The sequence below is a fragment of the Geodermatophilus sp. SYSU D01105 genome, from assembly GCF_054050095.1.
Genome location: NZ_JBJGYR010000011.1, coordinates 1 through 23086 on the forward strand (window position 1 = coordinate 1; position 23086 = coordinate 23086).

Here is a 23086-nt window from a genome sequence, read left to right on the forward strand (position 1 = left end):
TCCACCCCCCCCCCCCGCGCCCCCCCCCCCCCCCCCCCCCGCCCCCGCGCCCCCCCCCCCCCCCCCCCCCCCCCCCCCCCCCCCCCCCCGGTCCGGGTGCCCGGCGCGCTGCCCCGGACGGTCCCGGTCGCCGAGCGTCCGCTGCAGTAGACCCGTACCGCCGCGCCGTCCGGTCCACCGCCGCGCCGGACGGCGACTCCCTCCGACCCTGAGGACGGACGATGATCCCCAACCCGCTGCGTGATCCGCGGGATCGGCGGCTGCCCCGTGTGCCCGAGCCGTGTGCACTGGTGGTCTTCGGCATCACCGGGGACCTGGCGCGCAAGAAGTTGCTGCCGGCGGTGTACGACCTGGCCAACCGCGGGCTGCTGCCGACCAACTTCGCCCTCCTGGGCTTCGCCCGCCGGGACTGGGGCGACACCGACTTCGCCGAGCTGGCCCGCGACGCGGCCCGCAAGGCCGCCCGCACCCCGTGGCGGGAGGAGGTCTGGGAGCGGCTGGCCGGCAGCGTCCGGTTCGTCCAGGGGTCGTTCGACGACGACAACGCCTTCGACGAGCTCGCCGCCACCCTCGGGGAGCTCGAGGGCACCCACGGGATCGGCGGCAACGCGGCCTTCTACCTGTCGATCCCCCCGGCGATGTTCCCGGTGGTGCTCAAGCAGATGCAGCGCACCGGCATGGCCGACAGCACGCCCGAGCGCTGGCGGCGGGTGGTCGTCGAGAAGCCGTTCGGGACCGACCTGGCCTCCAGCCGGGAGCTCAACGCGCTGGTCGACTCCGTGTTCAGCGCCGAGGACGTCTTCCGCATCGACCACTACCTGGGCAAGGAGACCGTCCAGAACCTGATGGCGCTGCGGTTCGCCAACACCCTGTTCGAACCGGTCTGGAACGGCCACCACGTCGACTCGGTGCAGATCACGATGGCCGAGGACGTCGGCATCGGCGGGCGGGCGCAGTTCTACGAGCAGACCGGCGCCGCCCGCGACGTGCTGCAGAACCACCTGCTCCAGCTGCTGGCGCTCACGGCGATGGAGGAGCCCGTCGAGTTCTCCGCCGAGGAGATCCGCACCGAGAAGCTCAAGGTGCTGCGGGCCGTCTCGCTGCCCGAGGACCTGCGCACCTCCGCCGTCCGCGGCCAGTACGAGCAGGGCTGGCTGGCCGGTCAGCGGGCGAACGGCTACCGGCAGGAGGAGGGCGTCGACCCGAACTCGACGACCGAGACCTACGCCGCCGTCCGGCTGGGCGTGGAGACCCGCCGGTGGGCCGGCGTGCCGTTCTACCTGCGCACGGGCAAGCGGTTGCCGCGGCGGGTCACCGAGATCGCGCTGGTGTTCAAGCGGGCACCGCACCTGCCCTTCGCCGACACCGACACCGAGGAGCTGGGGAACAACCAGCTCGTCGTTCGGGTCCAGCCCGACGAGGGGGTCACCCTCAAGTTCGGGTCGAAGGTGCCCGGCAGCGTCATGGAGGTCCGCGACGTGTCGATGGACTTCCTCTACGGCGAGCAGTTCACCGAGGCCAGCCCCGAGGCCTACGAGCGGCTGCTGCTCGACGTGCTGCTCGGCGACGCCACGCTCTTCCCCCGCAACGCGGAGGTGGAGGCGTCGTGGTCGGTCATCGACCCGCTGGAGGAGTTCTGGGCCGGGACCACGCCGCACCCCTACCGGGCCGGCGAGTGGGGTCCGCGAGCCGCCGACGAGATGCTCGCCGCCGAGGGACGCCGGTGGCGGCGTCCGTGAGCGGCCGGCCCACGCGATCCGAGGAGACCCGATGACCACCCTCTGGGACACCACCGGCTCCGCCGTGGTCAAGGAACTGGCCGCCCAGCGACGCACCGGCGGTGCCGTGCTCTCGGGCGTGGCGCTGACCCTGGTCGTCGTCGCCGACGAGGGGCGCGTGGCCGAGGCCGAGGAGGCGGCGACCGCCGCCGCCGAGCAGCACCCCTGCCGACTGCTCATCGTTGTCCGCCGCCAGATCGAGGCGCCCACCCCCCGCCTGGACGCCGAGGTGCTCATCGGCGGCCGCCTGGGGCCCGGCGAGGCAGTCGTCATGCGCATGTACGGCCGGCTCGCGCTGCACGCCGAGTCGGTGGTGCTGCCGCTGCTGGCCGCCGACGCCCCCGTGGTCACCTGGTGGCACGGCACGCCGCCCGACCGGCTGTGCACCGACGCGCTGGCGGTCATCGCCGACCGCCGGATCACCGACAGCGGGCTGGCCGGCGACCAGCTGGCCGCCCTGCGCACCCGCGCCGAGGACTACGCCCCCGGCGACACCGACCTCGCCTGGACCCGCAGCACCCCGTGGCGGGCCACGCTCACCTCGACGGTGGACTCGGTGTCCGGCCGCCGCGGCGACGCCGTCCGGGTGCACGGCGGCCGGGTCGAGGGCGACCCCGGCTCCGCGACCGCCCGGCTGCTGGCCGGCTGGCTGAGCGCCCGGTGCGGCTGCCCCATCGACGTCGTCGAGGGCGAGCGGCGGCCCGGGCCGAGCGGCGTCTCCTCGGTGTTCCTCCAGCTCGACCAGGACGAGGAGGTCCGGGTGACCGCCGACCGCCGCGGGGGCGCGGTGATCTCCCAGCCGTACCGGCCCGAGGCGATGGTGGCCCTGCCCGACCGCCAGCTGGGTGACCTGGTCGGCGAGGAGCTGCGCCGCCTGGACCCCGACGAGCCGTTCGCGGAGGCCCTGGAGGCGACCACCGGCGTGCGGGGGCTCGCCGACCGCTCGCCCGTGCGCGAGCACGTGTGGTTCGACCCGGCCGAGACGCACGGCGGCGACGGCGAGCCGCTGCCGACCGTGCCGCTCGACTCGCAGGGGACCGACGAGGTCGCCGAGCACGGCGAGCGCAACGCCGAGGAGGTCGTCCCGTGAGTCTGCCGCCGGGCGACCGGATCGCCGCCGAGCTGGCGACAGAGGGCCGGCCGGTGCCGGACGTCGTCGTCGAGCCCGACGCCGACCGGCTGGCCCGGGCGGTGGCCTCCGCGCTGGTCGCCCGCCTGGCCGCCGCCCAGGCCGTGCACGGCACCGCGACCGTCGTGCTCACCGGCGGGGGCATCGGCACCGCCGTCCTGGAGCGGGTCGCCGGCCTGGCTGCCGAGCCCGAGCGGGAGCGGGTGGACTGGACGGCGGTGGACGTCTGGTGGGGCGACGAGCGGTTCGTCCCCGCGGGCGACGACGAGCGCAACGAGACCGGCGCGCGCCGGGCGCTGCTCGACCCCGTCGGCGTGCCGGCCGAGCGGGTGCACGCCATGCCTGCGTCGGACGCCGGCTTCGCCGAGCCCGAGGACGCCGCCGCCTGGTACGCCGAGCAGCTGGCCGCCGCGGCGCCGGAGGGTGCCCAGCTGCCGCGCTTCGACGTGCTGCTGCTGGGCATGGGCCCCGAGGGGCACGTGGCCTCGATCTTCCCCGAGTCGCCGGCCGCCTCCGACGAGCGGCTGGTGGTCGCGGTCCGCGACTGCCCCAAGCCGCCGCCGACGCGCACCAGCCTCGGCTTCTCCGCGATCAACTCGGCGGAGGAGATCTGGCTGCTCGTGTCCGGCGAGGGGAAGGCCCCCGCCGTCGCGGCAGCCCTGCGCGGCGACACCGGGCCGCAGCAACTGCCCGCCGCTGGGGTGCACGGCCGGCGGGCCACCCGCTGGCTGCTGGACGCCGCGGCCGCCGGCGACCTGCCCCGGGGATAGCCGGGGCCCGGGCCGCCGGCCTCGGCGAGCGGCCGGGGTCCCGGCGGGCCCGGCACCGACCGCGGGGGTCGGTGGAGCGGCGCGCTGCGCGCCGTCCTCGCGACCGAGGGCCCTGGTCCGCGCAGCCCCGGCGGAGCACACTCCCGGACGCGGCCGCTGCAAGCAGATCGCACGCGAGCCCCGGACGCCGACGGCAGCCTCAGGTCACTCCGTCGGACACTCCCCCGGAGAGACCCATGACGCTCCCCGCCACGCCCGTTCCGCACCCCGCCCGTGCCGAGGACGCCCTCGCGCGCGTCGCCGCCGAGGAGGGCACGTCACGAGACCGGCACCACCGCGGCTGCTACTGGGACGTCGACCAGGCGGCGTGGGTGCCCTACCGCCGGGTGCCCCTCCCCCGGCCGCCGCTGGACTGACCGAGGCCGCCGGAGGGGCCTCGCCTCAGGCGCCGCGGCGGGCCCGGAGCTTGGCGAGGGCCTCCTCGAGGAGGGCGTCGCCATCGGCGTCGCTGCGCCGCTCGCGGACGTAGGCCAGGTGCGTCTTGTACGGCTCGGTGCGCGGCGCGGGCGGCGGGGCCGCCTGGTCCTGACCGGCGGGCAGCCCGCAGCGCGGGCAGTCCCACATCTCGGGGACCTCGGCGTCGCTGGCGAAGGCGACCCGCGTCTCGTGCCCCTGTGTGCACCAGAAGGCGATGCGCCGGCGAGGCGCGGACTCGCCGCGCTCGGCCTCCCCCATCGGCCCAGCGCCGACCCGCGTGCCCCGGATCGCGTTCCCACCAGCCACGAGCGCTCCCTGTGTCTCGAGAGGACTGCGGCGTCGACCGGCCGCGCGCGCAGTCTAGGGCCTCGACCGGGCGATTCCCCCCACCTTCTCCGCGGATCGCGGAGGCGGCGGGGTCAGACCTTGAGCAGGATCCCGAGGCCGACGATGCAGACGGCCCAGATGAGCCCGGTGAACACCGTCAGGCGGTTCAGGTTCTTCTCCACCACCGAGGAACCCGACAGCTGCGAGGACACCGCGCCGCCGAACATCGAGGACAGGCCCCCGCCCTTGCCGCGGTGCAGCAGGATCAGCACCACGAGGAGCACGCTGGTGAGCACCAGCAGCACGTTGAGGACCAGCTCGATCATGCTTCGAGGGTAACCGACTCCGCTCCGGCCCCCGGCCGACACGACCCGGACGGGCCGGCGGACGGTCTCTCCGGTCAGCGGACGATCACACCGGTCCGCCTCCGCGACGCGGCGCGCTCCTCGCTCGTCGGTGCTCGCTGCGGTGCTCCCGCGGCTGTCAGCGGACGCCGGCGGTCGCGACGTCGTAGCCGCTGTAGGCCGTCATCACCACGCCGTTGCGCAGCCGCTGCCCCGCGAGCAGCTGCACCCGGGCCTCGGCGAGCGGCACGTACGCGCTCGTCGCCGTGGCCGCGGCCGCGACCTCCCGCCACGCGGCGCGGGCCTCATGCGGGTCCCCGGCCGTGCGCGCGGTGTCGATCAGCCCGTTGAGCGCCGGATCGGCGAGCCGCGCGAAGTTGGTGTTGCCGACGGGGCTGACCGACCGCCCGTCGACCAGGGGGACGAGGAACGAGCCGGGGGTCGGGAAGTCCGCCGTCCAGGTCGCCAGGACGACGCCGAAGCCCTGCGCCGCGACGTTGTCGGGGTTGCCCACGTCGGTCGCGTAGAAGCTCGGCGCGGCCAGCGGCCGGATCTCGGCCTGGATGCCCACCGCGGCCAGCTGGCCGGCGACCTCCTCGGCCACGGCCACGCTGCTCGCGGCGTCCGGGACGGCCAGCACGGTGCTGAACCCGTCCGGCTGCCCGCACGCGGCCAGGTGCTCGCGGGCGGCGTCCGGGTCCGGCCCCGGGTCGGGGTCCTCGGGACCGCCGGCCAGGCCGCGGGGCCACAGCTGCGAGGTCCGCACCGCGTTCACCGCCCCGCCGAGGACCTCCTGCACCGCGCGCCGGTCCACCGCCGCGGCCACCGCGGCGCGGCAGTCGGCGTTGTCGAGCGGGGCCACGTTCGTCGGCAGGGCGAGCAGCCGCACCACGCCGCTGGTCACCTCGTCGACCCGGTCGGTCACCGGGACCTCGCCGCCGGTGCCCTCGGCCAGCCGCGCCTGCGTCGCCGCCTGCACCCCGGTGCCGGATACGTCGACGTCCGCCGACCCGGCAAGCAGGGCCTGGTCGCGCTCGACGCCGGAGAGCCCGGTGCGGACGACGACCCGGTCGGGCAGCGCGGTGCGGACCTCGTCGGTCGCCGCGTCCCACTCGGGGTTCCGGTCGAGCACGATGCCGGTGACCGGGTCGACGCTGGTGATCGCGTAGGGGCCCGAGGAGACCGGGTCCCCGCCGTAGTCGGCACCCCGGTCGTCCTCGATCGGCACCGGGCTGCTCGACGGCAGCGCCATGACGTAGGGGAAGTCCGGCTGCTGGGTGCGCAGGTGGAAGGTGATCGTCCGGTCGTCGGGCGTCTCGATGGCGCCCAGGCCCAGCTTGTCGGGCGACTCGTCCTGGTACGGGCCGGCGTAGGGGTTGGCCGGGTCGTCCAGCAGCTCGACGACGTGGGTGGGGCCGCCCACCACCACGTCGGAGGCGAAGGACCGCTCGATGCCGTACTTGACGTCGCGGGAGGTGATCACCCGCCCGTTCTCGAACCGGGCCCCCTCGCGGAGGGTGAAGGTCCAGGTGGTGCCGCCGTCGGGGGTGGTGCCGAGGTCGGTGGCCAGGTCGGGCTCGAGCTCGTCGGTGCGCCCGGGCTCGGTCGAGTAGGTGACCAGCGTGCGGGTGTAGAGCCGCATCAGGTTCCACACGCCCGGGAGGTAGGAGCGCTGCGGGTCGAGGTTGTCGATCTCCCCCGCGACCACCCGGAGCGTCCCCCCGGTTGCCTCCGACGGCGCCCGGACGCCGGTGAGACCGGCGTCCGGACCGTCGCCGTGCACGGGCACCCCCGTGGCGCCGTCCCCGCCGGTGCTGCAGCTGACCGCCGCCACGACCACGAGGACGACGGCGGCGGCGATGGCCGCGACCCGGGCACGGGTGCCGCGGGCCCAGGCCGGGCCCCGCCCCGCCGGTCCCTGCTGCGTGTCGTCCACCCACCCGCTCCCCGCCTCGCCGGCGGCGGCGGTCAGCTGCCGTCGGCGGCTGTCCGACAGATCTGCGCGAACTCGTCGGCGTCCAGGCTGGCACCACCGACGAGGGCGCCGTCGACGTCCGGCCCGGCCAGGATCCCGGCCGTGTTCGCGGCCTTCACCGACCCGCCGTAGAGGATACGGACCACCGCGGCCGTCTCGGGGCCGAAACGCTCGGCGAGCCGTGACCGAAGGGCACCGCACACCTCCTGGGCGTCGTCGGGGGTGGCCACCTCGCCGGTCCCGATCGCCCACACCGGCTCGTAGGCGATCACCACCGAGCGCACCTGGTCGTCGGTGAGCCCGTCGAGCGCGGCGTCCAGCTGGGTGGTGCAGTGCGCGACGTGCTCACCCGCCTTGCGGACGTCGAGCCCCTCCCCCACGCACAGGATCGGCACCAGGCCGTGCCGCAGGGCTGCCTGCACCTTGGCGGCCACCACCGCGTCGTCCTCGCCGTGCAGCGCGCGCCGCTCGGAGTGACCGACGACGACGTAGGTGCACGCCAGGGACGCGAGCATCGCCCCGCTCACCTCGCCGGTGTAGGCGCCGGAGTCGTGCACCGAGAGGTCCTGCGCGCCGTAGCCGATCTCCAGCTTGTCGCCGGAGACCAGCGTCTGGACGCTGCGCAGCGCCGTGAACGGGGGCAGGACGACGACCTCGGCCGCCTCGAGCTCGGGCTCCTTGAGCGAGAAGGCGAGCTTCTGCACCAGGCCGATGGCCTCGAGGTGGGTGAGGTGCATCTTCCAGTTGCCGGCGATCAGCGGGCGGCGCCCCTCGCGGCGCACCGGTGCGCTCCTGCGTGCCATCACTCGCCCTCTCGGTCGGCCAGCACCGCGAGGCCCGGGAGCTCCCGGCCCTCGAGGTACTCCAGCGACGCACCGCCGCCGGTGCTGATGTGCCCGTAGGCGGACTCGTCCAGGCCCAGCTGGCGGACGGCGGCCGCGGAGTCCCCGCCGCCGACCACCGACAGGCCGTCGACGGCGGAGACGGACTCGGCCACGCCGCGGGTGCCGGCCTGGAACGGCGCGAGCTCGAAGACCCCCATCGGGCCGTTCCAGAAGACCGTGCGCGCCCCGCCGAGCTCGCGCCCGAAGGCCTCCACCGTCCGCGGGCCGACGTCCAGGCCCATCTGGTCGCCGGGGATGGCGTCCACGGTCACCGTGGTGGTCGGGGCGTCGGCGCTGAACTCCGGCGCGCACACCACGTCGATCGGCAGCACGATCCGGTCGCCGGCCTCGGAGAGCAGCCGCCGGCAGGTCTCGACCTGGTCCTGCTCGAGCAGCGACCGGCCCACGCCGTGGCCCTGGGCGGCGAGGAAGGTGAAGCACATCCCGCCGCCGACCAGCAGCCGGTCGACCTTGGGCAGCAGGGCCTCGATCACGGCGAGCTTGTCGCTAACCTTGGAGCCGCCCAGCACGACGACGTAGGGCCGCTCCGGGTCCTGCGTCAGCCGGGTCAGGACGTCGAGCTCCTGGGCGACCAGGCGCCCGGCCACGTGCGGCAGCCGGAGGGCGACGTCGTAGACCGAGGCGTGCTTGCGGTGGACCGCGCCGAAGGCGTCGTCGACGTACACGTCGGCGAGGCCGGCCAGCCGGTCGGCCAGCGCGCCGCGCTCGGCGTCGTCCTTCGACGTCTCTGCCGCCTCGAACCGGACGTTCTCCAGCAGCAGCACGTCGCCGTCGCCGAGCGCCTCGGCCCGGGCCCGCGCGTCCTCGCCGGCCACGTCGGCGGCCAGCGGCACGTCGGTGCCCAGCAGCTCCCCCAGCCGCTCGGCGACCGGGGCGAGGGAGTACTGCGGGTCCGGGGCGCCCTTGGGCCGCCCGAGGTGCGCGGCGACGACCACCCGGGCGCCGGCGTCACGCAGCGCCTGCAGGGTGGGCAGACTGGCGCGGATGCGGCCGTCGTCGGTGATCGCGCGGGTGCTCTTGTCGAGGGGGACGTTCAGGTCGGCGCGCACCAGCACGCGCCGACCCGAGACGCCCTCGGCGAGGAGGTCGTCGAGGGAGCGCATCGTCAGAGGGACGCGCCCACCAGCGTGGTGAGGTCGACCAGCCGGTTCGAGTAGCCCCACTCGTTGTCGTACCAGCCGAGGACCTTCACCATCGGGCCGAAGACCTTGGTGAGCTTGGCGTCGTAGATGCACGACGACGGGTCGGTGACGATGTCGGAGGAGACGATCGGCGCGTCGGTGTAGCTCAGGTACTTGCCCAGCGGGCCGGCGGCGGCCTCCCGGTAGGCGGCGTCGATCTCCTCGGCCGAGGCCTCGCGGGTGACCTGCACGGTGAGGTCGGTGGCCGAGCCGGTCGGCACCGGGACGCGGATGGCGTACCCGTCGAGCTTGCCCTGCAGCTCGGGCAGGACCAGGCCGATCGCCTTCGCCGCACCGGTGGAGGTCGGCACCATGTTCAGCGCGGCGGCGCGGGCACGGCGGAGGTCCTTGTGCGGGCCGTCCTGCAGGTTCTGGTCGGCGGTGTAGGCGTGGATCGTCGTCATCAGGCCGCGCTCGATGCCGAACGCGTCGTTGATGACCTTCGCCAGCGGCGCCAGGCAGTTCGTGGTGCAGGAGGCGTTGCTGATGATCGTCTGCGAGCCGTCGTAGAGACCGTCGTTGACGCCCATGACGATCGTGATGTCGTCGTCGGTCGCCGGCGCGGAGATGATGACCTTCTTCGCGCCGCCCTTGTCGACGTGCTTGCGGGCGTCGGCGGCCTTGGTGAAGAAGCCGGTGGACTCGACGACCACGTCGACGCCGAGGTCGCCCCACGGCAGGTTGGCCGGATCGCGCTCGGAGAGCACCTTCATGGTGTTGCCACCGACCTTGATGGCCTCGCCGTCGGCGGCGACGTCCTCGGAGAGCTTGCCGAGCACGCTGTCGTACTTGAGCAGGTGCGCCAGGACCTCGGGGCTGGTGAGGTCGTTCACCGCCACGATCTCGATGTCCTGGCCGCTGGCCGCGACGGCCCGCCAGAAGTTGCGGCCGATCCGGCCGAATCCGTTGATGCCCACCCGTACGGTCACTGCAGACCTCCGATGTCGGTCGACGCTGTTCCTCGGGGGCCGCGCACCGGCGGCCTCGCTCCGACGAGACCCTATCGGGCCGGGTACGCCGTGGCCCGAGCCGCCTGGAGGCGGCCCGGGCCACGGCGCCGACCGGGAACGGCCACCCTCCAGGGTCCCGCGCCGAGCGTGCGAGGCGTGGGGGGAAGGGTGGTCCTCCTACTGGGTCAGCATGTCCTCGGTGACGACGGACTCCGTGTCGGGGATGCCGAGGTCCTTGGCCCGCTTGTCGGCCATCGCCAGGAGGCGGCGGATGCGGCCGGCGACGGCGTCCTTGGTCATCGGCGGGTCGGCGCGCTGACCCAGTTCCTCCAGCGACGCCTGCCCGAACTCCAGCCGCAGGCGGCCGGCGACGAGCAGGTGCTCGGGCGCGTCGCCGTTGAGGATCTCCAGCGCCCGCTCCACCCGGGCGCTGGCGGCGACGGCGGCCCGCGCGGAGCGGCGCAGGTTCGCGTCGTCGAAGTTGGCCAGCCGGTTGGCCGTCGCCCGGACCTCGCGACGCATCCGCCGCTCCTCCCAGGCCAGGACGGCGTCGTGCGCGCCCATGCGGGTCAGCAGGGCGCTGATGGCGTCGCCGTCCCGGACGACGACGCGGTCCGCGCCGCGCACCTCCCGGGCCTTGGCGGCGATGCCGAGCCGCCGTGCGGCGCCGACCAGCGCCATCGCGGCCTCGGGGCCGGGGCAGGTGACCTCGAGCGAGGACGACCGGCCGGGCTCGGTCAGAGACCCGTGGGCGAGGAAGGCCCCGCGCCAGGCGGCCTCGGCGTCGTTGATGCTGCCCGAGACCACGGCCGGCGGCAGGCCCCGCACCGGGCGGCCGCGCTGGTCGACCAGTCCGGTCTGGCGGGCCAGCCCCTCGCCGTGCTTGGCGATGCGCACCAGGTAGCGCACCCCGCGGCGGATGTTGCCGCCGGCCAGCACGCTCACGCCGCTGGTGTAGCCGTACACCTCGCTGATGTCGCGACGGAGACGGCGGGCGACGGACCCGGTGTCGAGCTCGGCCTCGATGACCACGCGGCCACCCACGATGTGCAGGCCACCGCTGAAGCGCAGCAGGGCGGTGACCTCCGCCTTGCGCTCGGAGGTCTTCGTGCACTCCACCCGAGACAGCTCGTCCTTGACCATGGCCGTCATCGCCATGCCGTCCACCCCCACGTTCCCCCGGGGTAACCAGGCCCCATGTGCGGCGTCCCCTCTTCTCCCCCTCGTACCGGTGCCGGTACCGAAGGTTGCGGTACCCGGCCCCGAATTCCAATGCCCGTCGTGCCCTAGCGGACTCCGACGGCCGACGTCAGCGCCGCCGCGAGGCGGACCGGGTCGTGCCGTGGTGACCCGTCGGGCTCGGCGACGGGAGCCAGGACCAGCTCCGCGCCGCACTCGCGCACCGCAGACAGGAGACCACAGCGGTCAACCACCGAGTCGACATCTGCGATCACCGAGTGCAGCGCCACCCCGCTCAGATGGGCACGCAACACCGCCAGGTGCTCCTCCGGCGAGAAGCCGTCGGTCTCCCCCGGCTGCGGCTCCAGGTTGAGCACGACGACCACGCGGGCGCTGCTCGCCGCCAGGGCAGCGCGCAGCCGCGGCACCAGCAGGTGCGGCAGGACCGAGGTGTACCAGGAGCCCGGCCCCAGCGAGACGACGTCGGCCGCCGCGATCGCGTCGAGGACCGCGGGGTTCACCGGTGGGTCCGGCGGTGAGACGAGGATCTCGCGGACCCGGCCGGGGGTGGACGCGATGGCCACCTGGCCGCGGATGGTGCGCGTCCGACTCGGATCGTCCGGGTCGGTGCTCTCCACCCGGGCGACCAGGTCGAGCGGGACGTCGGCCATCGGCAGCACCCGCCCGCGGGCGCCCAGCAGGCGGCAGAGGTCGTCGAGCGCCGCCACCGCGTCGCCGCTGTGCAGCTCGGTGAGCCCGGTGAGGACCAGGTTGCCGACCGGGTGCCCGGCCAGCACGCCGGTGCCGCCGAACCGGTGCTGCAGCAGCGCCGCCAAGCGGCGGGTGTCCGCGCCGTCGTCGGCGAGGGTGGCGAGGGCCATGCGGAGGTCACCCGGCGGCAGCACCGGCATCTCCCGACGGATGCGGCCCGAGGAGCCGCCGTCGTCGGCGACCGTGACCACGGCGGTCAGCTCCGGCGTCAGCTGCTTCCACGCACCCAGCGCGGCGGCCAGGCCGTGCCCGCCGCCGAAGGCCACCACGCGCAACGGGCGCTGGGACCCGGCTCCCACGGCCCCCACTACTCGCGGCCCAGGTCGCGGTGCTGGACGGTGGTGGCGATGCCCTCGGCGGCGAGCCGGCGGGCGAACTCCTCGGCGATCGCCACGCTGCGGTGCTTGCCGCCGGTGCAGCCCACGGCGAGGGTCAGGTAGCGCTTGCCCTCGCGGCGGTAGCCCGGTACGAGCAGCCGCAGCACGTCGGTGTAGCGGTCGAGGAAGGGGCCGGCGTCCTCCTGGCCCAGGACGTAGTCGCGGACGTCGGGGTCCCGCCCGGTGTGCGGCCGCAGCTCGGGCAGCCAGTGCGGGTTGGGCAGGAACCGCGCGTCGACGACGAGGTCGGCGTCCAGCGGCAGGCCGTACTTGAACCCGAAACTGAGCACGGTCGCGGTCAGCGGCGGAGCCTGCCCCTCCCGCGCGAACGCGTTCTCCAGGGTGGCGCGCAGCTGGTGGACGTTGAGGTCGCTGGTGTCGACCCACAGGTCGGCCTCGCCGGCGATCCCGGTGAGCAGCGCGCGCTCGGCGGAGATCCCGTCGATCAGCGTGCCGTCGCCCTGCAGCGGGTGCTCCCGCCGCACCGACTCGTACCGGCGCACGAGCACCTCGTCGCGGGCGTGCACGTAGACGACCCGCGGCCGGTGGCCGGCCTCGGCAAGGACCCGGATGGCCTCCTGCAGGTCGCTGGAGAAGGCCCGGCTGCGGACGTCGACGACGGCGCCGAAGCGGCGCAGGTCACCGCGCGCACCGAGCTCGACCATCGGCTGCAGCAGCGCCGGCGGCAGGTTGTCGACCACGAAGAAGCCGAGGTCCTCCAGCACCCGTCCGGCGCTGTTCTTGCCCGCGCCGGACAGGCCGGTGACCACGACGACGTCCAGCGGCTGGGTCTCGGTGGACGAGGGGTCGACCGGCGGCGAGACCTCGGTGTGCGGGTGCCCCGGCGTGCCCGGGGCCGTGCCGAACGGCCCCGCCCCGTGCGCACCGGTCAGCTCACCGCCGTGCCCGTCCCGCGCGTCCCCGTCACCCGGCTGACCCGGTGGGCTCGCCGGCTCGCTGCCCTGCTCCCCCCCTGAGCTCGCCGGCTCGCTGCCCTGCTCCCCCCGTGAGCTCGCCAGCTCGCTCACGAGGCCACCAGCCCGACCTCGGCGGTGGCCCCGGCTCCCGGCTGCGGGGTCCCCCGCTGCGCCGGTCCGGCCGGCGCGGTCGTCGACTCGACCGCCTCCTCCACCGCTGCGGCCTCCGCCGGCCGGCCTCCCGCCTCCGGCTGTCCTCCCGCCGACTGCTCCGCCTCCGGCTGTGCCACCGCGGCCTGCACCGCCTCCGCCGTCCGCCGGCCGATGCCGGGCACGGCCATCAGCTCCTCGACGGTCGCGGCTCGCAGCCGCTTGAGGGACCCGAACTGCTTCATCAGCGCCTTCCGCCGCGTCTCCCCGAGACCGGGGACGTCGTCCAACAGGGAGACCAGCATGCTGGTGGACCGCTTCTGCCGGTGGTAGGTGATCGCGAACCGGTGCGCCTCGTCGCGCACGCGCTGCAGCAGGTACAGCGCCTCGGAGGTGCGCGGCAGGATCACCGGGTCGCTCTCGCCGGGCAGCCACACCTCCTCCATCCGCTTCGCCAGCCCGCAGACGGCGACGTCGACGATGCCCAGCTCGTCGAGGGACCGTGCGGCCGCGGCCACCTGCGGCGCGCCGCCGTCGACGACGAGCAGGTTCGGTGGGTAGGCGAACCGGCGCGGCCGGCCCTCCTCCGCGGCGACCCCCTGCTCGTCCCTGCGGTCCTGCTCCTCCTTGAGGTGCCGGGCGAACCGCCGCCGCACCACCTCGGCCATCGCCGCGGTGTCGTCGGTTCCGTTGCTGACGCTGAACCGGCGGTAGTCGGACTTCTTCGCCAGCCCGTCCTCGAAGACCACCATGCTCGCCACGACGTTCGTGCCCTGGACGTGCGAGACGTCCATGCACTCGATCCGCAGCGGCGCGTCGGGCAGCTCGAGGGCCTCCTGCAGCTCGGCGAGCGCGAGGGAGCGGGCGGTGAGGTCGCTGGACCGCTTCACGCGGTGCCGGGCGAACGCCTCCTTGGCGTTGCGCTCGACGGTCTCCAGCAGGGCGCGCTTGTCCCCGCGCTGCGGCACCCGCAGGGACACCCGCGAGCCGCGCAGCTCGCTGAGCAGCTCCTCGTACACGTCAGCGTCCTGCGGCAGCTCGGGGACGAGCACCTCCTTGGGCACGGTCTCCCCCGCCTCGACGACGCCGGTCTGGTCGTCGACCCCGCCGTAGACCTGGAGCAGGAACTGCTCGACCAGCTCCCCGGTGGTGACCTCCTCGACCTTGTCGACGATCCAGCCGCGCTGACCGCGCACCCGCCCGCCACGGACGTGGAAGACCTGCACCGAGGCCTCCAGCTCGTCCTGCGCGAAGGCGACGACGTCGGCGTCGGTGCCGTCCCCGAGGACGACCGCCTGCTTCTCCATCGCCCGCTTGAGGGCGCCGAGGTCGTCGCGCAGCCGGGCGGCCTTCTCGTACTCCATCGCCTCGGCGGCCTCGCCCATCTCCCGCTCGAGGCGCCTGACCATCGAGTCGGTGCGGCCGGCCATGAAGTCGCAGAAGTCGTCGACGATGGCGCGGTGCTCCTCGGCCGACACCCGGCCGACGCACGGCGCCGCGCACTTGCCGATGTAGCCGAGCAGGCACGGGCGCCCGATCTGCCCGGCCCGCTTGAAGACGCCGTTGGAACAGGTCCGGGCCGGGAAGACCCGGGTCAGGGTGTCGAGGGTCTCGCGGATCGCCCAGGCGTGCGCGTAGGGGCCGAAGTAGCGCACCCCCTTGCGCTTGGGGCCGCGCATGACCTGCAGCCGCGGGTACTCCTCGTTGAGGGTGACCGCCAGCGACGGGTAGCTCTTGTCGTCGCGGTAGCGGACGTTGAACCGCGGGTCGAACTCCTTGATCCAGTTGTACTCGAGCTGGAGGGCCTCGACCTCTGTCCCGACCACGGTCCACTCGACGCTCGCCGCCGTCGTCACCATCTGGCGGGTGCGCGGGTGCAGGCCCGCGACGTCGGCGAAGTAGCTGTTCAGCCGCTGCCGGAGGTTCTTGGCCTTGCCGACGTAGACGACCCGCCCGTTGGGGTCGCGGAACTTGTAGACCCCTGGGTCCTCCGGGATGCTGCCGACCGCCGGTCGGTAGGTGGACGGGTCGGGCATGGCCCCAGATTAGGTCGGGTGGACGACGGTCCGCCGTCCCCGGGGGGCGGATGTGACCACGGGAACCACATCGGTGGGATTCCCCCCGGGACCTCCGCCCCTTGCCCGGCGGCCCGGCCCGGCCCGAACCTCGGGTCGGTCAGGTCGTCCCGACGGGGGTGGGCCCATGAGCTCGACGCAGCACCCGACGACTCCGGCCCGCACGACGGGGATCCCCCAGGCCCGGACCGCGCCGCCTCCGCTGACCGACCCGCTGGCCGACCTGGCGACCTTCCCCCTGGTGGAGGCGCTGTTCGGACGGCGCTCCCGGCGGTTCGCCCTGGGCGACGAGATCCCGGACGGCCCCCTGGCCCACCGGTCCCGGCACGAGCCGATGCCGCTGACCGAGCTCGAGCGGATGCTCGTGCTGAGCGCCATGGGCGGGACCACCGGCTGGCACTACTCGATCACCCGGAACGCCCGCTACGCGCCCCATGCGGCGAACTACGCGGGTGGGGCCGCCGGGCGCACCTTCCCGTCCGCGGCCGGCTTCCACACCGCCGAGCTGTTCTTCACCGACGACACCGGCGTGTACTTCTTCCCCACCCGGGACGCCGGGGCCCTCGTCGACCCGGCCACCGAGGAGGTCACGGCCGAGTTGATGGTCGAGCGCCACCGCGGCCGGGTGCGGCAGCTGTCCGACCGGCGGCTGCACCTGCCGGCCGAGGAGCCCTACATGGAGGGGCACAACACCTGGTGTGTGAACGTGCCCGGCTCGCTGCTGGTCATCCCGGTCGCCGACATCGCCCAGCACATGCTGGCGATCCTCTGCTTCTTCACCCAGAACGGGTACGCGGTGTTCGACGACGTCAACGGGCGGGAGATCCCGGGGCTGGAGCGGTTCCGCGACCTGGTGGACGTCGACGCCCCGTTCCCGCTCACCTTCGCCGAGCAGTACGCGCTCACCGAGGCCACCGCCGAGCTGGCGACCAGTTGCTACGGCGGGGTGCTCCTGCTGCAGGCGATGGGCCTGGGCGGCTGGATGTTCGACGGGATCGACCGCTTCTCCGTGCTGGGCGCCTCCGGCAACCCCGACGTGCCCGGTCTCGGGTTCCGCTACGACACCGACGATCGGTGGGCCGTCCCCAACCCCACCGGCCTCCCCGGCGTCTTCGAGGCCTTCTGCCCGCCGCACCACGCGGACATGGCCGCGGCGGTGGAGGCCTTCGCCGAGCGCAAGTTCGGCGAGGGGGGCCCGTTCCACCCCGCCACCCCGGGCCCGTGGACCGACAGCCCGGGCTTCCGCGGCAGCGCCCAGGTGCACGACGAGGAGTTCAAGGCGTGCGTGACCCTGCAGGCGCAGTACGTGCTGGACACCTTCGGCAAGTTCCCGGGCACCGTGCCGACGCTGTTCGTCCTCAACTACGTCCAGGCCCATCACCTCGACCTGGAGTTCTACGACCGGTTCTTCCGGCCGGGCGCCTACCTGCGGACGCACGCCGAGCACCAGCAGCGGTGGCACCCCTGAGAGGAGCACGGCGATGGGCAGGCACGTCCACGTGGGCAGCGTCGACGTCTGGGTCGAACAGGTCGGGCAGGGGCCCGACGTGCTGCTGATCGGTGGCCTGGGCGACACCGTCGAGTCCTGGCAGTTCCAGCTCGACGGGCTGGCCGACCGCTACCGGCTGACCGCCTTCGACAACCGCGGCGCCGGCCGGACGGCGATGCCGCCGGAGGGAGCCACCGTGGCGGCGATGGCCGACGACGCGGCGGGTGTCCTGCGCGCGCTGGGCATCCGCTCGGCGCACGTCGCAGGCTTCTCGGGCGGCAGCCTCATCGGCCAGGAGCTCGCGCTGCGGCACCCCGAGGTGGTCCGCAGCCTGGTGCTGCAGAGCACCTGGGCGGCGATGGACCCGTTCTTCCGCACGTGGCTGCGCTTCGTCGAGTGGCTGGTCGACAACGCACCGGACGAGCGGACGTTCCTGCAGTCGTTCTTCCTGTGGATCTACACGCCGCGGGCGCACAACGACGGCACGGTCGCCGCGTTCATCGACGAGGTGGTCGCCTTCCCGCACAAGCAGTCGGCGGAGGACGTGCACCGCTTCCTCGCCGACATCTGGCACCACGACAGCACCGAGCGGCTGCCCCGCGTCGCCGCGCCGACGCTGGTGCTGGCGGGAGGCATCGACCCCACCGCCCGACCGCACCTCGGCCGGGCGGTCGCCGAGGCGATCCCCGGCGCCGTCTTCGAGGTCATGGAGGAGGAGTCGCACCAGCCGTTCCAGGAGGTGCCCGAGCGCTGGAACGCCCGCGTCGACGCCTTCTGGCAACAGGTCGAGGCGGCCACCACCCCACGCCCCCGGGAGGCCCCGGACCTCGACCGCCCGTCGCCCGACCGCCCGCCCGAGGCCGCCGGCCGCGGGTGACCACGTCCGCACGGAAGGAGCCCGTCATGGGACAGCACATCCGCTCAGCCGGCGGCGTGGAGATCTGGACCGAGCAGGTGGGGTCGGGCCCCGACGTCCTGCTGATCGGCGGGCTCGGGGACACCGTCGAGTCCTGGCAGTTCCAGCTCGACGGGCTGGCCGACCGCTACCGGCTGACGGCGTTCGACAACCGGGGCGCGGGGCGGACGGCGCTGCCCGACGGCCCGACCAGCGTGGGCGAGATGGCCGACGACGCCGCCGCCGTCCTGGACGCCCTGGACATCCCGTCCGCGCACGTGGCCGGCTTCTCCGGCGGCGCGAAGATCGCGCAGGAGCTGGCGCTGCGCCGTCCCGACCTCGTCCGCAGCCTGGTGCTGCAGAGCACCTGGGCGGCCATGGACGTCTACATGCAGAGGTGGGTGCGGTTCATCCGCTGGCTGGTCGAGGCGGTCCCGGACGAGCGGGCCTTCCTGGAGGCCTTCTTCCTGGTGGTCTACACACCCCGCGCGCACGACGACGGCACCGTCGACGCGTTCATCGACGAGGCCCTCGCCTTCCCCTACAAGCAGCCCCCCGAGGTCATCCAGCGGCACCTCGACGCCTTCGCGGCCCACGACACCACCGACCGGCTGCCGCAGGTCAAGGCCCCCACCCTCGTGCTCGCCGGCGGGATCGACCCGACCGCGCGGCCGGAGCTCGGCCGGGTGGTCGCCGACCTGGTCCCCGGTGCGCAGTTCGAGGTCTGGGCGACCGAGTCGCACCAGCCGTTCCAGGAGGTCCCCGAGCGGTGGAACGCCCGCGTCGACGACTTCTGGCAGGAGGTGGCGGCCGCCGCGACGCCGCCGCCCCGTCCGGCGCCGGACGACGCCCGCTCCTCCCCGGACCGTCCGCCGGTGTCCGTGCGCCCGGCCGGATGAGGGTCAGCCGCCGATCCGGCCGGCCAGCCAGGCGAGCAGGTCGCCGGTCACCTCGTCACGGTTGGTCTCGTTGAACACCTCGTGCCGCGCGTCGGGGTAGACGTGCAGCTCGACGGGGAGGCCGCGGGCGCGCAGCAGGTCGGCCAGGGCGGTCACCTGGGCGGCCTCCACCCCGCCGACCGGGTCCCGCTGCCCGGCCAGCAGCAGCACGGGCAGGCCCTCGGGCAGCCGGGCGACCGCCTCCGCGGTGGCCGAGCGGACGGCGAGGCCGAAGACACCGGCCGCGTAGCCGGTGGTCAGCGGCATGCGGTTCCCGCAGAGCGGGTCGGCGAGGTAGGCGTCGACCTCGGCCGGGTCGCGGGAGAGCCAGTCGAACGGGGTGCGGGCCGGCTCGAACGGCTGGTTGAACGCGCCCAGCGCGTCCAGCGGCTGGTCGCCGGCGCCGGCCGCCGTCGAGGCCTCCAGCGCGGTGACCGACTCGGCGAGGTGCGGCGCGACGCCGACCGGACCGGAGAGGGCCAGGCCGGCCAGGTCCCCGCCGTCCTCCTCCGCGGCGGCCAGCGCGACGATCGAGCCCATCGAGTGGCCGAGCAGCACCCGCGGGACGCCAGGGTGCTCGCCAGCGGCGACCGCGGACAGCGCCCGCACGTCGGCCAGCAGGGCGTCGGCGCCGCCCGCACCGAACCGGCCCGGCCCGGTGGACTCCGCCGTCCCGCCGTGGCCGCGCAGGTCCAGGGCGTACACCGCCAGGCCGCGGGCCGTCAGCGCCCCGGCCAGGCGGCCGTACCGCCCGGAGTGCTCCGAGGCGCCGTGCACCACCTGGACCGTGCCGCGGACGGCGCCCTCCGGCAGCCACCGCCGGTACCGCAGCCGGACGCCGTCGGCGGCCTCCAGCTCCCGCAGGTCCTCGTCCGTCGCCGTCATCGCGTCGCCCTCGTCACGTCGCCTCCGCAGGTGGGTCCTTCACCGCCAGGATCGGGCACTCGACGTCCAGCAGGATCCGCTGGGCGGCGCTGCCCATGAGCAGCTTGCCCACCGCGGACCGCCGACGCAGCCCGATGACCACCAGCTCGGCGCCGGTCTCCCGCGCGGCGGCGGACAGCTCCTCGGCGACGTCGCGGCCGATCGGCTGGCGCACCTCGAAGGGCACCCCGGACACTGTCAGATCCGCGAGCAGCTGCCGCAGGGGCTCGCCCTGCAGGTACTCCATGTCCACCAGCGCGTCCCCGCGCGAGCTGTTGACGACGACCAGCCGGGCCGCCCGTCGCTCGGCCTCCAGCACCGCGTGCTCCAGCGCGGCCCGCCCCCGCGGGTTCGGGACGACCCCCACGACCACGACCCCGCCCACCTAGTCCTCCCCTCCCTCGCGACCGGCGGCCGCGGTCTCGTGGTGCCGGAGCCCCTCGCCGTGCTGCAGCTCCTCCGGCGTGGAGCGCCGTCCGCGGACGACGCGCAGCACGATCGGCACCACCAGCGCCAGCAGCGCGAGGAACAGCACGATCCGGCTGAACCACGTGTCGACCAGGACGCCGAGGTCGCCACCGCTGATGGCCAGCGCGCGGCGCAGGTTGGTCTCCGCGACCGGGCCGAGGATCAGCCCGATGACCGCCGGCGCCACCGGCCAGCCGTAGCGCCGCATGGCGAAGCCGAGGAAGCCGAGCACGAGGAGCAGCACGAGGTCGAGCGGGTCGGCGTTGACCGCGAAGGAACCGAGCGAGGCGAACAGCAGGATGCCCGCGTACAGGTACGGGCGCGGGATGCGCAGCAGCTTCACCCACAGCCCGGCCAGCGGCAGGTTGAGCACCAGCAGCATCGTGTTGCCGATGAACAGCGCCGCGATGAGCGTCCACACCAGGGTGGACTCCGTGGTCAGCAGCGTCGGGCCGGGCTGGATGCCGTACCCCTGGAAGGCGGCCAGCAGGATCGCGGCGGTCGCCGAGGTCGGCAGCCCGAGGGTCAGCAGCGGGACGAGGACGCCGGCGGCCGCCGCGTTGTTGGCCGCCTCCGGCCCGGCCACCCCCTCGATCGCGCCGCGCCCGAACTCCTCGGGGTGCCGGGTCAGCTTCCGCTCGGCGGCGTAGGACAGGAACGTCGGGATCTCCGCCCCGCCGGCCGGCATCGCCCCGAGCGGGAAGCCCAGCGCCGTCCCCCGCAGCCACGGCTTCCAGGACCGGCGCAGGTCCTCACCGGTCATGTACCGCCCGGACGCCGGCATGACCTCCACCGGCCCGCGGCGCAGCCGGGAGGCGACGTACAGCGCCTCCCCCACGGCGAACAGCGCCACCGCGACCACGACCACGTCGATCCCGTCGGACAGCTGCGGGATGCCCAGGGTGAACCGCTCCTGGCCGGTGAGGACGTCGGTGCCCACCAGCCCCAGGTAGAGGCCGATGCCGAGGGACGCCAGCCCGCGCAGCGGCGAGGCCCCCAGGACGGTGGACACCGCGACGAAGGCCAGGACGGCGAGGGCGAAGTAGTCGGCCGCGGTGATCCCGATGGCCAGGTCGACGATCGTGGGCGCGAGCAACGCGAGCAGCAGGGTGGCGATCGTGCCCGCGACGAAGGAGCCGATCGCCGCCGTGGCCAGCGCCGCCGCGCCGCGGCCGGCCTTGGCCATCCGGTTGCCCTCGAGGGCGGTCATGATCGAGCTGGCCTCGCCCGGCGTGTTGAGCAGGATCGACGTCGTCGACCCGCCGTACATGCCGCCGTAGTAGATGCCGGCGAACATGATGAACGCGCTGACCGGCTCCAGCACGTAGGTGATCGGCAGCAGCAGGGCGACGGTCATCGCGGGCCCGATGCCGGGGAGGACGCCGACCGCCGTCCCCAGGAGGACGCCGATGAACGCGAACAGCAGGTTGACCGGCGTCAGGGCGTCGCCGAAGCCGGCGGCGAGGTCGCTGAGGGCGTCCATCAAAACCAGCTCGTCGCCAGCTCGAGCAGCGTCCCGCCGGGCAGCGCCACGTTGAGCGCCTTGACGAAGACGATCCAGACCACCACCGAGGTGATCCCGCCGGCGATCAACGGCCGGACGATGCCCCGCGCACCGAGCGCCCAGGCGACCGTGCCGAACATCAGGGTCACCGCCAGCGGCCAGCCGATCACGTTGATGAGCAGGGCGTGAGCGAGGAAGGCGACCGCGATGATGCCGACGGCCCGCCACGAGGTGCCGGCGGTGGGGTCGACGTCCTCGCTCTCGTCGGCGGGGCCGCGGTCGCCGCGGAACACGCGGTAGCCCAGCGCCAGCGCGGTGGCGATGACCAGGCCGCCGACCAGGTAGGGGAAGAACCGCGGCCCGACGGTGTTCGCCGAGCCGGGGACGGCGATCGTCCCGGCGTCGACGACCAGGTAGACCCCCAGGGCGCCGAGCAGGACGGTCATGAGCAGCTCGCCGGTGCTCCGCCCCGGGGGCTCCTCCGCGGGGACCGGAGCCGGCTCGCGGTCGGCCGCGGTGCTCACTGGACCAGGCCGATCTGCACCAGGATCTCGCGCACCCGGGCCTCCTCCTGGACGAGGAACTCGCCGTAGTCGTCGCCGGTCAGCAGCAGGTCGTCCCAGCCGTTGTTCGCCAGGGCCTCGGCCCACTCGTCGCTGTCGTGCATGTCGACGACCAGGGCGGTCAGGTCGTCGCGGGCGCCGTCGGTCATCCCGGGCCGGGCCATGACCCCCCGCCAGTTGGACAGTTCGACGTCGAACCCGGACTCCACCAGCGTCGGGACGTCGGGCACCTGGTCGCTGCGCTCGGCGGTGGAGACGGCCAGGCCCTTGAGGTCCCCGGAGGCGACCTGCGGGCCGTAGTCGGCGGTGCCCGAGATCCCGGCGGTGACCTGACCGCCGAGCAGCGCCGACAGGGACTCGCCACCGCCGGAGTAGGGGATGTAGTTGATCTGTCCCGGGTCGATCCCCGCGGCCTGGGCGAGCAGCCCGGCGAGGATCTGGTCGGTGCCACCGGCCGACCCGCCGGCGATCGGCGTGTTCGCGGGGTCGGCCTTCCACACCTCGACGAAGCCGGCGACGTCGTCGAAGGGGGCGTCGGGCGGGGCGACGATGAGCTCGGTCTCGCCGATGAGCCGGGCGATCGGCGTGACGTCGGTGAGCCGGGTGGAGGAGTCGTTGGTGTCGACGGCGCCGACCATGACCAGCCCCATCATCATCAGCAGCGCGTCGTCGTCCTCGCGGGCCAGTTGCCCGAGCCCGATGACGCCGCCGGCCCCCTCGACGTTGAAGACCTGCACGTTGCGGGCCAGGCCGCTGCTCTGGATGGTCCGCTGCATGACGCGGGCGGTCGTGTCCCACCCGCCTCCGGGGCTGGCCGGCGCCATGATCCGCAGCCGGGAGAGGTCACCGGGCTGCACCACGGTGCCCGCGCAGCCCGCCAGCGCGCTCAGGGCCGGCGCGACGACCACGCCGGCGAGGAAGGACCTGCGGCTCACGGGCACGACCGGACCCCCTCCGGAACGGGGAGTGACACGGGTCACAGTAGCCCCCGCGCAGGTCA

22 protein-coding genes are annotated in these 23086 nt (G+C 74.5%); 7 read left to right on the top strand and 15 right to left on the bottom strand.

Annotated features, from left to right (window positions below; genetic code table 11):
• Nucleotides 1–221: 221 nt before the first annotated feature.
• The 4 genes from zwf to ACI79I_RS12020 all read left to right on the top strand — a co-directional run bounded on the left by zwf (nt 222) and on the right by ACI79I_RS12020 (nt 4093).
• A complete protein-coding gene (gene zwf, locus ACI79I_RS12005; RefSeq protein ID WP_456992567.1) occupies nt 222–1739 on the top strand; it encodes a glucose-6-phosphate dehydrogenase in 1518 nt (505 codons plus the stop codon).
• Between the two features lie 31 nt (nt 1740–1770).
• Complete coding sequence (locus ACI79I_RS12010) at nt 1771–2868, top strand: glucose-6-phosphate dehydrogenase assembly protein OpcA (protein ID WP_456992568.1); 1098 nt, start codon at nt 1771–1773, stop codon at nt 2866–2868.
• Nucleotides 2865–3677, top strand: a complete 813-nt coding sequence (gene pgl, locus ACI79I_RS12015) for a 6-phosphogluconolactonase (protein ID WP_456992569.1) — start codon at nt 2865–2867, stop codon at nt 3675–3677. Before ACI79I_RS12010 ends, pgl begins: the two co-directional genes overlap by 4 nt.
• A gap of 236 nt (nt 3678–3913) precedes the next feature.
• Nucleotides 3914–4093, top strand: a complete 180-nt coding sequence (locus ACI79I_RS12020; RefSeq protein ID WP_456992570.1) for a hypothetical protein — start codon at nt 3914–3916, stop codon at nt 4091–4093.
• A gap of 25 nt (nt 4094–4118) precedes the next feature.
• Here the strand turns inward: ACI79I_RS12020 and ACI79I_RS12025 are convergent, their stop codons facing one another.
• From ACI79I_RS12025 to uvrC, 10 genes are all read right to left on the bottom strand, one after another.
• On the bottom strand, nt 4119–4460 hold the full coding sequence (locus ACI79I_RS12025; RefSeq protein WP_456947552.1) for an RNA polymerase-binding protein RbpA: 342 nt from the start codon (nt 4458–4460) through the stop codon (nt 4119–4121).
• A gap of 113 nt (nt 4461–4573) precedes the next feature.
• Nucleotides 4574–4807 (bottom strand): preprotein translocase subunit SecG, encoded by a 234-nt coding sequence (gene secG, locus ACI79I_RS12030; protein WP_456947551.1) that lies wholly within the window; start codon nt 4805–4807, stop codon nt 4574–4576.
• A gap of 157 nt (nt 4808–4964) precedes the next feature.
• Entirely contained in the window at nt 4965–6761 is a 1797-nt protein-coding gene (locus ACI79I_RS12035; RefSeq protein WP_456992571.1) for an ABC transporter substrate-binding protein, read from the bottom strand.
• Nucleotides 6762–6793: 32 nt separating this feature from the next.
• Nucleotides 6794–7582, bottom strand: a complete 789-nt coding sequence (gene tpiA / locus ACI79I_RS12040) for a triose-phosphate isomerase (RefSeq protein ID WP_456992572.1) — start codon at nt 7580–7582, stop codon at nt 6794–6796.
• A 20-nt stretch (nt 7583–7602) separates the two neighbouring features.
• Complete coding sequence (locus ACI79I_RS12045; RefSeq protein WP_456992573.1) at nt 7603–8808, bottom strand: phosphoglycerate kinase; 1206 nt, start codon at nt 8806–8808, stop codon at nt 7603–7605.
• A gap of 2 nt (nt 8809–8810) precedes the next feature.
• The gene (gene gap / locus ACI79I_RS12050; RefSeq protein WP_456992574.1) at nt 8811–9815 is read right to left on the bottom strand and encodes a type I glyceraldehyde-3-phosphate dehydrogenase; all 1005 of its coding nucleotides are present in this window, start codon (nt 9813–9815) and stop codon (nt 8811–8813) included.
• Nucleotides 9816–10013: 198 nt separating this feature from the next.
• Complete coding sequence (whiA, locus tag ACI79I_RS12055; RefSeq protein ID WP_456947546.1) at nt 10014–10994, bottom strand: DNA-binding protein WhiA; 981 nt, start codon at nt 10992–10994, stop codon at nt 10014–10016.
• A gap of 128 nt (nt 10995–11122) precedes the next feature.
• Nucleotides 11123–12085 carry a gluconeogenesis factor YvcK family protein gene (locus ACI79I_RS12060; RefSeq protein WP_456992575.1) on the bottom strand — a complete coding sequence of 321 codons (963 nt, stop codon included), beginning with the start codon at nt 12083–12085 and terminating at the stop codon, nt 11123–11125.
• Between the two features lie 8 nt (nt 12086–12093).
• The gene (gene rapZ / locus ACI79I_RS12065) at nt 12094–13191 is read right to left on the bottom strand and encodes an RNase adapter RapZ (protein WP_456992576.1); all 1098 of its coding nucleotides are present in this window, start codon (nt 13189–13191) and stop codon (nt 12094–12096) included.
• Entirely contained in the window at nt 13188–15266 is a 2079-nt protein-coding gene (uvrC, locus tag ACI79I_RS12070) for an excinuclease ABC subunit UvrC (RefSeq protein WP_456992577.1), read from the bottom strand. Before uvrC ends, rapZ begins: the two co-directional genes overlap by 4 nt.
• Before the next feature lie 166 nt (nt 15267–15432).
• On the opposite strand from uvrC, the gene ACI79I_RS12075 reads away from it, so the two are divergent.
• The 3 genes from ACI79I_RS12075 to ACI79I_RS12085 are packed head-to-tail and all read left to right on the top strand — an operon-like array spanning nt 15433 to nt 18588.
• Nucleotides 15433–16773, top strand: coding sequence for a hypothetical protein (locus ACI79I_RS12075; RefSeq protein WP_456992578.1), 1341 nt, complete (start codon nt 15433–15435; stop codon nt 16771–16773).
• Nucleotides 16774–16786: 13 nt separating this feature from the next.
• Entirely contained in the window at nt 16787–17671 is an 885-nt protein-coding gene (locus ACI79I_RS12080) for an alpha/beta fold hydrolase (RefSeq protein WP_456992579.1), read from the top strand.
• A 26-nt stretch (nt 17672–17697) separates the two neighbouring features.
• Nucleotides 17698–18588: an alpha/beta fold hydrolase gene (locus ACI79I_RS12085; protein WP_456992580.1), complete on the top strand. Its 891-nt coding sequence runs from the start codon at nt 17698–17700 to the stop codon at nt 18586–18588.
• A gap of 3 nt (nt 18589–18591) precedes the next feature.
• Here ACI79I_RS12085 and ACI79I_RS12090 read toward each other — a convergent pair whose 3' ends face one another.
• Genes ACI79I_RS12090 through ACI79I_RS12110 form a run of 5 tightly spaced genes read right to left on the bottom strand, consistent with a single transcriptional unit; the run spans nt 18592 to nt 23021 of the window.
• A complete protein-coding gene (locus tag ACI79I_RS12090; RefSeq protein ID WP_456992581.1) occupies nt 18592–19512 on the bottom strand; it encodes an alpha/beta fold hydrolase in 921 nt (306 codons plus the stop codon).
• Nucleotides 19513–19525: 13 nt separating this feature from the next.
• Nucleotides 19526–19936 (bottom strand): universal stress protein, encoded by a 411-nt coding sequence (locus tag ACI79I_RS12095; RefSeq protein ID WP_456992582.1) that lies wholly within the window; start codon nt 19934–19936, stop codon nt 19526–19528.
• Nucleotides 19937–21502, bottom strand: a complete 1566-nt coding sequence (locus tag ACI79I_RS12100) for a tripartite tricarboxylate transporter permease (protein ID WP_456992583.1) — start codon at nt 21500–21502, stop codon at nt 19937–19939. It abuts the gene before it with no gap.
• Nucleotides 21502–22047, bottom strand: a complete 546-nt coding sequence (locus tag ACI79I_RS12105) for a tripartite tricarboxylate transporter TctB family protein (protein ID WP_456992584.1) — start codon at nt 22045–22047, stop codon at nt 21502–21504. The genes ACI79I_RS12100 and ACI79I_RS12105 overlap by 1 nt, the downstream gene beginning before the upstream one ends.
• The gene (locus ACI79I_RS12110; RefSeq protein WP_456992585.1) at nt 22044–23021 is read right to left on the bottom strand and encodes a Bug family tripartite tricarboxylate transporter substrate binding protein; all 978 of its coding nucleotides are present in this window, start codon (nt 23019–23021) and stop codon (nt 22044–22046) included. The genes ACI79I_RS12105 and ACI79I_RS12110 overlap by 4 nt, the downstream gene beginning before the upstream one ends.
• Nucleotides 23022–23086 lie beyond the last annotated feature (65 nt).